This window comes from Paraburkholderia metrosideri (assembly GCF_904848625.1).
GTDB classification, from domain to species: domain Bacteria; phylum Pseudomonadota; class Gammaproteobacteria; order Burkholderiales; family Burkholderiaceae; genus Paraburkholderia; species Paraburkholderia metrosideri.
The window spans coordinates 84,903-98,552 of the sequence record NZ_CAJHCP010000015.1 but is presented as its reverse complement, the minus strand read 5'-3'; the positions used below and the strand labels follow the sequence as shown (position 1 = coordinate 98,552).

Below are 13,650 nucleotides of genomic sequence, written 5' to 3'. Positions count from 1 at the left end.
GGCCAATCAATCCACCTTCTGCGGTCCGATTCCCTGCACCAGCAACGCCACCGCATGCCGCGCGATCTCGTCGCCGCCAATATCACGCCGCAACGGGTCGTTACCCCATAACTTCGACGTAGCCAGCGGCAAAATGGTCAGCCCCAGCAACGTGACGAACACCAGCGCGGGCTCCAGCGCGGCGTTCAGTCGCCCCTCCTTCTGCCAGCGCGCTATGGCAAGCAGTGACGCCTTCTGATGCTCATTGCCAAACCGCTCATGCATCCGTTGACGCAACAGGCCGCCGTCACTGATGACCTCGCGCACCCACAGCGACGGAAACCACGGATGATCGCTCGCCGCCCGCACCAGTTGCCGGGTCAGTTGCGTAATCGCGGCAACCGGATCGTCGGGATTTTCCTGAAACGGCATGCCAAGGCTCGCGCGCAACGGAGCAAAGCGCTCGTCGATCAATACATCGAGTAGCTGGTCACGCGAATTGAAGTAGTAATGCATCATCGCCGGCGTGAAACCGGCCTCGCGGGCAATCTCGCCGAGCGTGGTATCGACAATGCCTTTACGGGCGAACAGCGCAAGTGCCGCATCGAGCAGACGCGCGCGCTGTTCCGGACCGCGCGCGGTTCCCGTCGGTCTGCCGGGGCGCCGCGCGGGCGCGGCAATGGAATCCGCAGCGGCATTCGTGATATCGCCGGACGAAGTCTTGACGACCTGTCTGGCCGCTCGCCGCGGGCTCACCGCGGCGGCATCGACCACCGCTCTTCCCACCTCTGGTTCATCCGACGGAATTCTTGCCATTGCATTCAATTTGACGAGTGAAGCGATGTCGCATATATTAATCTCTAAATTAATTAATTTCAACGCCCCTGCCATGGAACAACCGACTATGACTCACCCCGCCGAGCCGTCGCAGCCGGATAACCGGACCTCTGCGCCAGCCGCCGACCATCCGCCAATCCGCCTGCTGTTTCCGGCGCTGTTACTCGTCATGCTGCTCGCGGCGCTCGACCAGACGATCGTCTCGACCGCGCTGCCGACCATCGTCGGCGAACTGGGCGGCCTGAATAATCTGTCGTGGGTGGTGACCGCCTACCTGCTCAGTTCGACCATCGTTGTGCCGCTCTACGGCAAGTTCGGCGACCTGTTCGGCCGCAAGATCGTGTTGCAGACGGCGATCATCGTGTTCCTCGTTGGCTCGGCGTTGTGCGGCATTGCACAGAACATGACGCAACTGATCGTGTTGCGCGCATTGCAAGGACTCGGCGGCGGCGGCCTGCTCGTCGTGACCATGGCCGCTATCGGCGACGTGATTCCGCCTGCCGACCGTGGCCGCTACCAGGGCGTGTTCGGCGGCATATTCGGCTTGGCAACCGTGATCGGCCCGCTACTCGGCGGCTTTCTGGTCGAACACCTGACATGGCGCTGGATTTTCTACATCAACCTGCCGCTGGGCATTATTTCGCTCGTCGTGATCGGCGCGGTGTTCAAACCGCACGTTCGCCATGTGAAGCACACCATCGACTATATGGGCGCCGCGTTTCTCGCCGGCGCGCTGACCTGCATCATTCTGTTCACGAGCCAGGGCGGCACGATCCTGCCGTGGTCGTCGCCACAATTGTGGTTCACGTTGGGCATGGGGCTCGTGGCGATCTGGGGGTTCATCCACGAAGAACGCACGGCGGTCGAACCGATCATGCCGCTCGAACTCTTCAAACAGCGCACGTTTTTGCTGAGCAGTCTGATCGGCTTCATCATCGGCGTGTCGTTGTTCGGGTCGGTCACGTTTATTCCGCTCTACCTGCAGGTCGTCAAGGGATCAACGCCGACAGAGGCCGGCATGCAAATGCTGCCGATGATGGGCGGCCTGTTCGTGATGTCGATGGTGACCGGCCGCATCATCAGCAAGATTGGCAAGTATCGTATGTTCCCGATCATGGGCACGTTGCTCGTTGCGATTGCGATGATGTTGCTGTCGCGCCTGCAGATCAATACGCCGATTCATGTGATGTACGTGTACATGGGCGTGCTCGGTTGCGGTCTCGGCATGGTGATGCAGGTGCTGATTCTCGCCGTGCAGAATACGGTCGAGTTCAAACACATGGGCGTCGCCACATCGGGCGCAACCCTGTTCCGTTCGATCGGCGGTTCGATTGGCGTGGCCGCGTTCGGTGCGGTGTTCTCCAACGGTCTTGCAAGCCGCCTCGAACAGCTGATCCCGGCCGACACCGAATTGCCCCACGCATTGGGACCGGCTGCGATCCATCAGTTGCCCGAAGCGTTGCGGAACGACTATCTGCACGCATTTGCAGGTGCGTTGCATACGGTCTATCTGTCGGCCGCATGCGTGGTGGTGCTCGCCTTTGCCCTTGCATGGCTGTTGAAAGACCATCCGTTGCGCAAACACTGATCGTTGCCACTTCAACACGCGCCTGATACCGACACCTGATGCAAGCGCTTAATGACGAAACCAGGTGACGGAGCCACGCAACCAGGCTTCAGACGAGGTCGCACGTACGCGTGTCGACCTCGTTCTATTTACGGAATGCAGAATGAACATCGCATTGCGCGATCCGGCGGTCCGGCGGTCCCCCGTTGGGCATGCTGCACCTGCGTGGGGCGACGCGTAAATAACCCTGCTTTAAAGCCTCCTTCCGACTCGAATCCCCATTTCGTCGTACCTGGAAATGTGCGCTAGCGCACACAAGATAAGTGCGAACGTCAATTGACGTTCTGATTGAAACGCAAGATATTGGAACCAGCGACAACGCAGCCTCGAGCTTGCGTCTCCCTGACTCTCCGGCGCATGTGGATCGTGATTTCCGCGGACAAACGCTCCTGCTTCAACACGATCCGGAGCATGCCGTAATGGCATCGTTTTCCACAGGTGGGTCCACGGTATGTCCACCCAGACAGCACTCGGCCACAGCTTTCCTACGCCCTGCAAACGATGTGGCGGCACCCTGTACCGGCAAGTCGACTATTGCCCGTATTGCGGCGCGGTACATCCACTCGACACGGGTCCGCATTCGCGCACGGCCGTTCCCGGTAGCCGGGCCAGCGCGGCGAATCCGGCGACACCGGGACTCGCTGCCGACCCTGCGTTAGCGGATCAGGCTGATCCAACGGCTTTTGCCGAGCATCACGCGCAACCGAATCGCGCGGAAGTTGCGCTTCGCACGTCACTGGTGTCGACGGCGATGCCGACTCCCCAATTCGAAGAACCGCCTTATGCTACGGGCGGCAGCCGTGTGACGATCCGGCGGGTATTGCTCGCTATTCTTGCGGTTGTCGTAATCGGCCTGGGGTATGTCGCTTATGCACTATTTAGCGACAGTGGCGATCTGGATGACAGCGGCAGCGTCGATCAGACTGCGTCGACGACTAATCAGGATGCCAGAACGTCCACCGGCACGATTGCCCCGTTCGCATCCAGCAAGACCGCGCATTCAGCCGATACGGTCAAACCGGCCGTGCCGGACAGCTCGGCAACCACGCTCAACGCCGCAAAAGCCGCGCCGTCGATAGCGGCAACACCGGCAATACCCGCAGCAGCCATTGCGCCGCCCGTGGTGGTCGCGCCGCCCAAACCAGCGGCACCGCAATTCCGCGACGCCTCTCAGGCCTTGCAGGCAGCCCACCTCGCCTTTAATGCAAACGACCTGTCTACCGCGCAAACCGCACTGGCGAGCGTACAGGCGCTGCAACCCGGCAATCCCGATGCACAAACCATGGCGTCCGAACTTCGTCCGCTGACCGCGCGCCGCGACACCGCATTGCAGGCAGCACAAACTTGCGTCGCGCAGCAGTCGTGGTCCTGCGCCCGTCAACATGCAAACGAAGCGCTGACGATCGACACCGGCAACGAAACCGCGAAGGCCATTCTTCAGCGGGTAATTCGCGAGACCGGCTGGGCGCCGCTCAAAATGGACGCCTCGGCTGGTGCTGCCGCCCAGGGCAATCCATCGAATCAGGCACCTGCGGCCCCGACCTCGCAGCAGGCTCACCTGCAAACGGCCAACGGCAACGCCGCGGCAACCGCGCCGCACGCGAACCCGTCCGGCACGGCAGGAGCTGCCGCAAACGACCCCAGCAGCGTCGACGCGCGCGAACGGTCGATCGTAGATTCCGGCTGGAGCCATGCGTCTGGCAATAGCGCAAAAGCGCCCGCCGCTACCTCACCCAGCCAATAAGCCATTTATCTGGATACCGAAATACCTCATCACAATCAGCGGTAATCGCACACGTTTTTGCATGTTCTTTGAGTGGCAGCACACGGACACGGCAAATGCGGCGCGTTGAACATGACATGGCAACCGGCTCACTGATGCTTCGCGCGCGACGACGCGCGAGGCTGTACAAACCTGACCGAAAGGTAGATAGACCATGCTGAAGAGACTTCTGGCGGGATGGCTGGGGCTGGCGTTAATGGTCGTGACTTCGCTCAGTGGCGCTGCGGAGCCCGCGCACTACAAGATCGTCACGGGCCCCGAGCGCGGCACGTATATCCAGATCGGGCAGGATCTGTCCAAATGGGTCGCGCAGCCGGTGGGTATCGACCTCGAGGTGCTGGCGTCGAAGGGATCCGCGGAAAACGTGCAGCGCATGCGCTACGAATCCGGGGTAAAACTGGCGCTGGTGCAATCCGACGTGTATCAGGCCTACATCGACATGGCGAACGCGGGCAACGCCGATGCCGGCACCTTGATCCGCCCGCTGCGGCTCATCATGCCGCTCTATGACGAAGAGATTAACGTCGTGGTCCGCGCCGATTCGCCGCTGAAAACCTTCGCCGACATCAAGGACAAAACCATCAGCGTCGGGTTGATCGGCAGTGGCACCGCGCAATCGGCCACGACGCTCTATCACCTGATGTTCGGTCAGGCGATTCCCGAGGCGAACATCGTGCATCTGAGCAACGAGGACGCGCTCGCCGCGCTGATCGTGAAGAAGATCGATGTGGCGATCATCGTCGTCGGACAGCCGGCCAAGTTGTTCAACGACATGAACGCCGATCTGCTGCAACAAATCCGTTTGCTGAAGGTCGATCCCACCGCGCCGGAAACGGTGCGCGCCAAGCAGACCTATTTCCCGGCGACGATTCGCGCGACCAGCTATCCGACCTGGATCAAGGAAGACGTGCCCACGCTCACCGTGAAGGCGTTTCTCGTCACCTACGATTACGGGCTGCGCGACACCGTCGGCAATCTGAATCATTTCGCCGACTCGCTATGCGCGAATTTCGACAACCTGCAGGAGCACGGGCACCCCAAGTGGAAGCAGGTGAAACTCGACTTGCCGACCCTCGTGCGCGGCTGGAAATACTACACACCCGTCGAAAAACACCTACGCGCCTGTCTCGCAAACAAGAGCGCTGCGATGAGCGCGGCTGCCACGACGACGCCGGCTGTGCAGAAACCGCGCGCCACTTGCACCGATCAGGAACGGCTGCTTCTGCTGTGTAAATAGTGCCAGGCATCGCGTAACTGCTCCGGGCGGGACGCGCGCACTCAAACGCGCTCCCGTTCCCTCGATGCCGCAGCCACGTCCATTGCCCGCTGCAGTTCCTCATAGACCTTCGGGCGGTTGCATTGCGACACGTTAAAGCGCAAAAAGCCCGCTGCTGATTGCGATGCGCTGAACACGTTGCCCGGCGCGAACACGACATTGCCGGCCAACGCGTGCCGCGCGATATCGGCGGCATCCAGCGAGTCGGGCAGACGGGCCCACACGAATATGCCGGCGCGCGGCCGCGTCCATATGTCGAGGCCGGCGTAGCCGAGACGCCGGATCGTTTCGCCCATCGCGTCGGCGAGCTTCGCGCGCGTCGCCTCCAGATGCCGCCGATACGTGCCGTCCACCAGCATTCGATGCACCACGCTCGCGGCAAGCTGCCCGTTGCCAAACGTGGTCGCGAGCTTGAGGTCGATCAACGGCTCGATCCACCCGGCGCGCGCGGCAATGTAGCCACAGCGCACGGCCGCGGACAGCGTCTTGGAAAAGCTGCCGATCGACACCACCCGCGCGAGGCCGTCGAAGGCGGCAAGACGCGGTGCGGCTTCTTCCTCGAGATCGGCGAAGATTTCGTCCTCGACAATCAGCAGATCGTGTTCGCCCGCGAGTTTCAGCAGGCGATGCGCGACCGCCGGCGCGAGCGTCGCGCCGGTCGGATTGTGGATCGCGGAATTGGTCACATACAGCCGCGGACGATGTTCGGTCAGCGCGCGTTCGAACGCCACCAGATCGGGGCCGCTGGGCGTATAGGGCACGCTCACGATCCGCACGCGATGGGCGCGCAACAACGCCTGAAAGTTGAAATAGCACGGGTCGTCGATCAGTACCGTATCGCCCGGTTCGAGCAGAAAACGGCAGACGAGGTCGAGCGCATGCGTGCCGCCGTCGGTCAGGATGATCTGCTCGGGCGGCGCATCCACCCCATGCTGGGCGAGCCGCCACGCCAGTTGCTGACGCAGCGCGGGCAAACCACAGGGGCTGCCATACTCGGAGAGCGGCGCTTGCGGATCGCGAGCGACCGCGCGCAACGCGCGACGCACACCGTCTTCCGGCAGCCACGATGGCGGCATCCAGCCGCAACCGGGCTTCAGCACCTTCGCGCCCGCCTCCAGCGACTGCCGCGTCAGCCACAGCGGATCGACCTCGCGATCCAGACGCGGACCCACATCGGCGAGCGCAAACGGCGGGGCGTGACCCGAGACAAAGAAGCCCGACCCGCGCCGCGCGATGATCACCCCTTCCGCGACCAGCCGGTCGTAAGCTTCGACCACCGTCGATTTGGACACGCCAAGGGCTTCGGTCATCGCACGAATGGATGGCACGCGCGCACCCGGCATCAACGAGCGGCTGGCAATGCGCTCGCGCAAACTGTCCATGACCGCGCCGACGCGCGTACCGGACGGGGCTCCCCTATTCTCGCTTTCCGCCATCTGTACTGCTCCATGTTCGGTACAGTTTGTACGAATTGTACTGATCTGTAGCTTACCGTTTATGGTGCTCTGACGGATGCTTTGTATTCTCGATGTTTCTATTTCACAGGCATAAACTCCTCAGATGGACAAGACGACAAACGGCTGGCTCAGTGGCTTCGCAGGAGTGTTGATCTTTAGCGGCTCACTGCCGGCCACACGCCTCGCCGTGCAAGGCCTCGACCCGGTGTTTCTCACTGTTGCGCGGGCGACGATTGCCGGCACGCTCGGTCTGCTGCTGTTGCTGGTGTTCCGGCAGGCGCGGCCGGCGCGCCGCGATCTGATTCCACTGATCGTCGTCGCGCTCGGCGTGGTGGTCGGCTTTCCGTTACTGACGGCGCTGGCTTTGCGTCACGTGAGCTCGGCCCATGCGGTCGTGTTCGTGGGCCTGCTGCCGCTCGCCACGGCGATCTTCGGTGTGCTGCGTGGCGGCGAGCGGCCGCAACGGGCGTTCTGGCTGTTCTCGGCGCTCGGCAGCGCGGCGGTCGTCGCGTTCGCGTTGCGTCATGGAATCGATGCGTCGCCGCTCGGCGATGCGCTGATGCTCGCGGCGATCGTGGTCTGCGGGCTGGGATATGCGGAAGGCGCGCGCCTGTCACGTCATCTGGGCGGCTGGCAGGTGATTTCGTGGGCTCTCGTCTTGTCGCTGCCCGTGATGTTGCCGTTTGCATGGTGGACCCGGCCCGCTTCGTTCGACGGCGTCAGTCATGCGGCACTCTGGGGTCTGGCTTATGTGTCGCTCTTCAGCATGCTGATCGGCTTCGTTTTCTGGTATCGCGGCCTGGCGCTCGGCGGCATCGCCGCGGTCGGTCAACTGCAGTTGCTGCAGCCGTTCTTCGGCTTGCTGCTGGCCGGATTGCTGCTGCACGAACAGGTGCCGATGTCGATGATTCTGGTCACTGTGATCGTGGTCGCATGCGTGGCGGGGGCGCGGCGGTTTTCGCGGGCGGCGCCGGCGAGGCCGGCGAGGCCGGCGAGGCCGGCGGTTTGATGCGCGCCGGGTAAACGAACGCCGCTGGTTTAGCCACGAACCGGCAGAACCACAGACCAGCGGCAAAGCTGAAGGACGCATTTTAGAATCGGCCGAAACGAACCGTCAGTTGAATATGTCATCATCTCGATGATCGACTAACCACTGCCCCGCGCGACTGACGATGCCGACCGCTTTTGCTCAAACCGTCGAAGCCCGCTTTGCCGAACTCACGCCGACGTCAAAACGCGTCGCCAGTTATATGCTGGCCAATCTCGACCGGCTCGGTCTCGAAACCGCCGATCAGATCGCCCAGCAAGCCGGCACCAGCGGCATTTCAGTGGGCCGCTTTCTGCGCAGCGTCGGCTATCAGAACCTCGATGATCTGAAGCGCGAATTGCGTGGCGCGCAGGAGCGTCCGTGGCTGATTACAGATCGTCTCGACGCGTTCCGCCGCGCGGGCGGTCAGCAAACTGTGCAACCCGAGCCCGCCGGGCAGGCGGCGTCGGAGGCAAACGGCAGCGCGGTTCAGCACACCGCGCTGGCCCATTCCCTTGACCTCGAAATCAGTGCGATCCAGCACGTATATCAACTCGCGCAATCGCCGGTATTCAGCCGGGTGGCCGAGCGCATTTCGAATGCCGATGCCGTCTACATTCTCGGCATTCAGTCCACACGGGGTATCAGCAACGCGTTTTATAGCTACCTCGAATACATTCGGCCACGTGTGTTCTATTCCGACGGCATGTCGGGCTCCTACGTCGACTCACTGAATTCGGAGTTCGAGTCGCCCTACCTGATCGTCACCGACACGCGCGCTTACTCGACGGTCGCGCGGCGCTATTGCGAAGCGGCCACGCGTCGTGGGCTGCCGTTCGCGCTCGTCACCGATATTTACTGTCCGTGGGCGCGCGAGTTCGACGGCGATCTTCTGCAGGTCAAAACCGATGTCGGCCAGTTCTGGGATTCGCTCGCGCCGCTCACGTGCCTGTTCAATTTGCTGATCTCCGCCATTGTCGAGCGGCTCGGGCCGTCTATCGATGAACGAGTGGCACGGAATCGGGAACTGCAAAGCGAATTCGATCAGTTCGATTTGTGACATGCGCAGCAACCTCACCATCACGACAGGAACACGTATGAGCCCCAGCCGTTCCGCGCCCGGAGGATCGTCGTCAGCGAATGCAGGCGCCCCGCTGATCCGCGACGCCACCGACCACGACCTCCCCGCCATTCAGGCAATCTACGCACACCACGTGTTGACCGGCGTCGCTTCATTCGAAGAAACACCGCCTTCCGTGGACGATCTCCGCACGCGGCTTGCAGCGGTCCGCAGTCACGGGCTGCCGTACATGGTCGCCGAGATCGACGGCGAAGTCGCCGGCTATTGCTACGCCACGCCATACCGTCCGCGCGCCGCGTATCGCAATACCATTGAAGACTCGATCTACGTCGGCGATGCTTGGCGCGGACGCGGCCTTGGGCGCTTGCTGCTGCAGGCGCTGATCGGACGATGCGAAGCGGGACCGTGGCGGCAGATGGTGGCCGTCATCGCCGACGGCGGCAGCGGCGGCTCGCTGTCGCTCCATACGCAACTGGGCTTCGAACTGACCGGCACGTTGAAAGCGGTGGGCTTCAAGCATGGCCGCTGGCTCGATACGACGTTGATGCAGCGCAAGCTCGGGGTCGGAGATTCGACGCAACCGGAAGATAGAGACTGACGACCTGCCGACCGCCACGATCGCCGCGTTAAAATCCCCCGATGCCCAACATGCCGCCCTCGTCCCCCGCCCCGTCCTCGCCGCCCGGTTCACACGATCCAGCAGACGCGACGCCGCGCAACGAATACACCGTCGACGAACTTGCCCGCGTGACCGACACGACCGTGCGCAATGTGCGCGCGTATCAGGACCGGGGGCTGCTCGCGCCGCCCGAAAAACGCGGCCGCGTGGGCGTCTATGACGACACGCACGTGTCGCGTCTGAAGCTGATCAACCACCTGCTGACGCGCGGCTATACGCTGTCGAACATCCAGGACCTGATCCTGGCGGTCGACGAAGGCCACGATCTGCGCTCCATCCTCGGTCTGGAAACGGCGATCGGCGGTCGTTGGTCGCGTGAGCGGCCCAAGAAATACTCGCTGATCGAACTGCTGCAGATGTTCGGCGACAAGGCTTCGCCGAGCGCGCTCGTCAAGGCGGTCGACCTCGGTCTGCTCGAGCGCGATGGTCTCTCGTTCGTGTCGGGTAATCCCACCGCGCTGGCCGCCGGCGCAACCATGGCGAAGGAAGGCATCCCGCTGACCGACCTGCTCGACGCCGTGCGCATCGCGAGGCCGCATTTCAATGCGGTCGCCAAGGCGCTGGTCGATCTGGTGGTGCATCAACTGGACCGTTACGACGCCGACGCACTGCCGCCGCCGGCCGACGTGCCCGCACTCGTGGACGCTATCTGGCGCCTGCGGCCGCTTGCCAATGTACTGGTTGAAAGCGAAATGAACCGCGCGCTCGAAGAAGCCTCTGGCGATTATCTAGGCGATCGCGTCTCGGCGATTATGGAAAAAAAACTCGCTCATCCGGCGAAAGGGCCAGCCGAGGAGCGCGGCGCCGCCAGGAAAAACAAAAAGAAATAATGCCGGGCGCGGAGTGCGGCGTGCGTCCCTGTTTCGCCGATAGCGCTCACCTAACTACCGGTGCCTGGGGCAAGCTCACCACCCGCGCGCCGTCTGCAAGCCCGTCATATTCAAATCTGCATTGCTTCGTTTGATCGGCGCAACGTCCATGCGACGATCCCCGACACGTCGCCGCAACACGTTTCCAGCAGCGTCCGCATCGACCTGCACGGCGAACGCGGAGCAAGCTGCCCCGTTGCGGTGCGCACCTCACCCGACTGCAATGGAGATCGCCGGATGACTCGCCCCCTTCGCTTTTCGCTACACGTCACTGCCGCACTACTCGCTGCTTTCACCGCGCTGGGCGCCACGGCCCAAAATAGCAACAGCAGCGAGCCCGCCAAAGTTCTGCGCATTGGCTACCAGAAGTCAGGCCTGCTTGCGATCCTCAAAGCCCAAGGTTCGCTCGACGAAAAACTCAAACCGCTCGGCTATAGCATCAAATGGTTTGAATTCCCCGCCGGCCCGCAATTGCTCGAGGCATTGAACGCCAACAGCATCGACTTCGGCTATACCGGCGCGCCGCCGCCCGTTTTTGCGCAAGCCGGTGGCGTTCGCTTCGTGTACGTGGGCGCGGAACCCGCCGGACGCCATTCCGAGGCGATCCTCGTCAAAAGCGATTCGACGCTGCGCAACGTGGCCGATCTGAAAGGCAAACGCGTCGCGCTGCAAAAGGGTTCGAGTTCGAACTATCTGCTGCTCGAAGCACTGAAGAAAGCAGGCCTGCAATACGCCGACATCCGCCCGGTCTATCTCGCCCCCGCCGACGCACGCGCCGCCTTCGAAAGCGGCACCGTCGACGCGTGGGTCATCTGGGATCCGTACTATGCGTCCGCGCAACAGGCGCTGAAGGCCCGCACGTTGACCGACTATGCCGATCTCAACAGTCCTTACAACTTCTACGAAGCCACTCGCGACTTCGCGCAGCAGCATGCCGATGTGGTAGGCGCGATTCTCGGACAGTTGCGTACCACCGGCCTCTGGGTCAATGCACATCCAGTGGAAACTTCTGCACTGATCGCGCCGCAGGTCGGCCTCGACCCGAAACTGGTCGAAACCTGGGTGCGGCGCTACCCCTATGGCACCACCGCTGTCTCGGACGAGATCGTGCGCGCGCAGCAGAACGTTGCCGATGCGTTCTACGGCGCGCACCTGATTCCGCAGAAAATTACCGTCAGGGACAACCTCTGGCAAAGCCCGCAAGTCGCGGCGGCGCTCACGGCCCAGTGAATCCCATGGCGATAGGCAACGGGCGCCGGAGCACTTAGAGTCGGGGGTCTAACGGGCTTCTTGCGTCATTCGTTTCCAGTCTCTATTGTTACATCAACCAATGTAACAGTTAAGACGGTAAAAAAGGAGACGGATCGGATGAACGCACGCATGCTGCCCCACGACGCCCCCGCGCCCCACGCGTCTGCGCCTGTCGACACCGATATCGCGATCATCGGCTCGGGTTTTGCCGGTCTCGGCATGGCAATCCGCCTGCGGCAGGCTGGCATCACCGATTTCGTCATCGCCGAAAAAGCCGATTCCGTGGGCGGCACATGGCGCGACAACCATTACCCCGGTTGCGCCTGTGACGTTCAATCGCACGTCTATTCGTTCTCCTTCGCCCCGAATCCGAACTGGACGCGCATGTTCGCGCGTCAGCCGGAAATTCGCGCTTACCTCGAAGCGTGCACGCAGCGCTTCGGCATTCAGCGGCACCTGCGCTTCGGCCATGAACTGGCCAGCGCGACTTACGACGAAACCCGTCACCGCTGGCAACTGACCTTCGCGAACGGCCAGCAGTGGTCGGCGCGCGTGCTGATCTCGGGCATGGGCGGCCTGTCGCGCGCGGCGCTACCGGACATTCCCGGCATTGAAAACTTCAAGGGCAAAACCTTCCATTCGCAGCACTGGGATCACGCGTATGCGCTCGAAGGCAAGCGCGTCGCGGTCATCGGCACCGGCGCGAGCGCGATCCAGTTCGTGCCGCAAATCGCGCCGCGCGTCGCGCATCTGGACCTGTTCCAGCGCACGCCGCCGTGGATCATGCCGAAAGCCGACCGCCCGCTGAAGCCGCTCGAACAGTGGCTGTTCAAACATCTGCCGTTCACGCAGAAGATCATGCGCTCGGCACTGTATTGCATGCTCGAATCGCGCGCGTTTGGTTTCGCAATTCATCCATCGCTGATGAAGACTGCGCAGAAAGTCGCCGAACGGCATCTGCGCCGCCAGGTGCCCGACCCGCAATTGCGCGCCACGCTCACGCCCAATTACACGATGGGCTGCAAGCGCATTCTGATTTCGAACGACTACTTCCCGGCCGTCTCGCGGCAGAACGTAGCGGTGACGACGACCGGCATTGCGCGCGTCGAAGAAGACGCGATCGTCACGACCGACGGCGTGCGCCATCCCGCCGACTGCCTGATCTTCGGCACCGGCTTTCAGGTGGCCGATCCGTTTCCGGCCGGCGTGGTGCGCGGCCGCGGCGGCGTCGATATCGTCGATACATGGCGCGACGGTGCGCATGCTTACCTCGGTACGACCTTGCCTGGCTATCCGAACTTCTTCATGATCGTGGGACCGAACACCGGTCTTGGCCATAACTCGATGGTGTTCATGATCGAGTCGCAGGTCGAATACATTTTGCAGGCGCTGAAGACAATGCGCGACGAACGCGCCGACGCTATCGAAGTGCGTCCACACGTAGAGCGCACGTACAACGAGCAGATCCAGCAGAAACTCGGCCGTGCGATCTGGTCGACAGGTGGCTGCAAGAGCTGGTACCTCGATCCGAAAACCGGCAGGAACACCACGCTGTGGCCAGGCTTTGCGTACAGATTCCGGCAGGCCACCAGCACCTTCAGCATGGACGACTACCTCGCTTATGCGAGCGCGCCGGAACCGGCCGGCGCTTATCCGGGCGCACAGCAGCACGCCACGCAGGCCCACGCACGCGGCAATGCCACGACATCGGCGGAAGCGACCTGAAGAACATCCAGAACATAACGACAACGACAGGACAGGCACCGTTCAGAGAGGACAGGAGA

At 62.4% G+C, this 13,650-nt stretch carries 11 protein-coding genes; 9 read left to right on the top strand and 2 right to left on the bottom strand.

The genetic code is table 11. The features are described from left to right. Positions 1–6: 6 nt before the first annotated feature. Positions 7–795 (bottom strand): TetR/AcrR family transcriptional regulator, encoded by a 789-nt coding sequence (locus tag LMG28727_RS28560; RefSeq protein WP_201645687.1) that lies wholly within the window; start codon positions 793–795, stop codon positions 7–9. A 73-nt stretch (positions 796–868) separates the two neighbouring features. Between LMG28727_RS28560 and LMG28727_RS28555 the strand changes: the two genes are divergently transcribed. The 3 genes from LMG28727_RS28555 (at position 869) to LMG28727_RS28545 (ending at position 5,463) form a co-directional block, all read left to right on the top strand. Next, positions 869–2,404 carry an MDR family MFS transporter gene (locus LMG28727_RS28555; RefSeq protein WP_201645686.1) on the top strand — a complete coding sequence of 512 codons (1,536 nt, stop codon included), beginning with the start codon at positions 869–871 and terminating at the stop codon, positions 2,402–2,404. A gap of 490 nt (positions 2,405–2,894) precedes the next feature. Further along, a complete protein-coding gene (locus LMG28727_RS28550; protein WP_201645685.1) occupies positions 2,895–4,187 on the top strand; it encodes a hypothetical protein in 1,293 nt (430 codons plus the stop codon). A gap of 193 nt (positions 4,188–4,380) precedes the next feature. After that, positions 4,381–5,463, top strand: a complete 1,083-nt coding sequence (locus LMG28727_RS28545) for a TAXI family TRAP transporter solute-binding subunit (RefSeq protein WP_201645684.1) — start codon at positions 4,381–4,383, stop codon at positions 5,461–5,463. Between the two features lie 41 nt (positions 5,464–5,504). Here the strand turns inward: LMG28727_RS28545 and LMG28727_RS28540 are convergent, their stop codons facing one another. After that, a complete protein-coding gene (locus LMG28727_RS28540) occupies positions 5,505–6,938 on the bottom strand; it encodes an aminotransferase-like domain-containing protein (RefSeq protein WP_201645683.1) in 1,434 nt (477 codons plus the stop codon). A 124-nt stretch (positions 6,939–7,062) separates the two neighbouring features. On the opposite strand from LMG28727_RS28540, the gene LMG28727_RS28535 reads away from it, so the two are divergent. The 6 genes from LMG28727_RS28535 to LMG28727_RS28510 all read left to right on the top strand — a co-directional run bounded on the left by LMG28727_RS28535 (position 7,063) and on the right by LMG28727_RS28510 (position 13,591). Then, entirely contained in the window at positions 7,063–7,968 is a 906-nt protein-coding gene (locus LMG28727_RS28535) for a DMT family transporter (RefSeq protein WP_201645682.1), read from the top strand. Between the two features lie 163 nt (positions 7,969–8,131). Further along, positions 8,132–9,046, top strand: coding sequence for a sap1 transcriptional regulator SapR (gene sapR, locus LMG28727_RS28530; protein ID WP_201645681.1), 915 nt, complete (start codon positions 8,132–8,134; stop codon positions 9,044–9,046). A gap of 37 nt (positions 9,047–9,083) precedes the next feature. Beyond that, complete coding sequence (locus LMG28727_RS28525; RefSeq protein ID WP_201645680.1) at positions 9,084–9,665, top strand: GNAT family N-acetyltransferase; 582 nt, start codon at positions 9,084–9,086, stop codon at positions 9,663–9,665. 41 nt (positions 9,666–9,706) lie between these two features. Beyond that, entirely contained in the window at positions 9,707–10,576 is an 870-nt protein-coding gene (locus LMG28727_RS28520) for a MerR family transcriptional regulator (RefSeq protein WP_201645679.1), read from the top strand. A 276-nt stretch (positions 10,577–10,852) separates the two neighbouring features. Next, complete coding sequence (locus tag LMG28727_RS28515; RefSeq protein ID WP_201645678.1) at positions 10,853–11,845, top strand: sulfonate ABC transporter substrate-binding protein; 993 nt, start codon at positions 10,853–10,855, stop codon at positions 11,843–11,845. A 138-nt stretch (positions 11,846–11,983) separates the two neighbouring features. Continuing rightward, a complete protein-coding gene (locus LMG28727_RS28510; RefSeq protein ID WP_201645677.1) occupies positions 11,984–13,591 on the top strand; it encodes a flavin-containing monooxygenase in 1,608 nt (535 codons plus the stop codon). Positions 13,592–13,650 lie beyond the last annotated feature (59 nt).

What these genes read in the sequence shown, in the direction of transcription:
- LMG28727_RS28560 (WP_201645687.1), bottom strand. Translation starts at nt 795, where the DNA reads ATGGCAAGAATTCCGTCGGATGAACCAGAGGTGGGAAGAGCGGTGGTC.
- LMG28727_RS28555 (WP_201645686.1), top strand. Translation starts at nt 869, where the DNA reads ATGGAACAACCGACTATGACTCACCCCGCCGAGCCGTCGCAGCCGGAT.
- LMG28727_RS28550 (WP_201645685.1), top strand. Translation starts at nt 2,895, where the DNA reads ATGTCCACCCAGACAGCACTCGGCCACAGCTTTCCTACGCCCTGCAAA.
- LMG28727_RS28545 (WP_201645684.1), top strand. Translation starts at nt 4,381, where the DNA reads ATGCTGAAGAGACTTCTGGCGGGATGGCTGGGGCTGGCGTTAATGGTC.
- LMG28727_RS28540 (WP_201645683.1), bottom strand. Translation starts at nt 6,938, where the DNA reads ATGGCGGAAAGCGAGAATAGGGGAGCCCCGTCCGGTACGCGCGTCGGC.
- LMG28727_RS28535 (WP_201645682.1), top strand. Translation starts at nt 7,063, where the DNA reads ATGGACAAGACGACAAACGGCTGGCTCAGTGGCTTCGCAGGAGTGTTG.
- sapR (WP_201645681.1), top strand. Translation starts at nt 8,132, where the DNA reads ATGCCGACCGCTTTTGCTCAAACCGTCGAAGCCCGCTTTGCCGAACTC.
- LMG28727_RS28525 (WP_201645680.1), top strand. Translation starts at nt 9,084, where the DNA reads ATGAGCCCCAGCCGTTCCGCGCCCGGAGGATCGTCGTCAGCGAATGCA.
- LMG28727_RS28520 (WP_201645679.1), top strand. Translation starts at nt 9,707, where the DNA reads ATGCCCAACATGCCGCCCTCGTCCCCCGCCCCGTCCTCGCCGCCCGGT.
- LMG28727_RS28515 (WP_201645678.1), top strand. Translation starts at nt 10,853, where the DNA reads ATGACTCGCCCCCTTCGCTTTTCGCTACACGTCACTGCCGCACTACTC.
- LMG28727_RS28510 (WP_201645677.1), top strand. Translation starts at nt 11,984, where the DNA reads ATGAACGCACGCATGCTGCCCCACGACGCCCCCGCGCCCCACGCGTCT.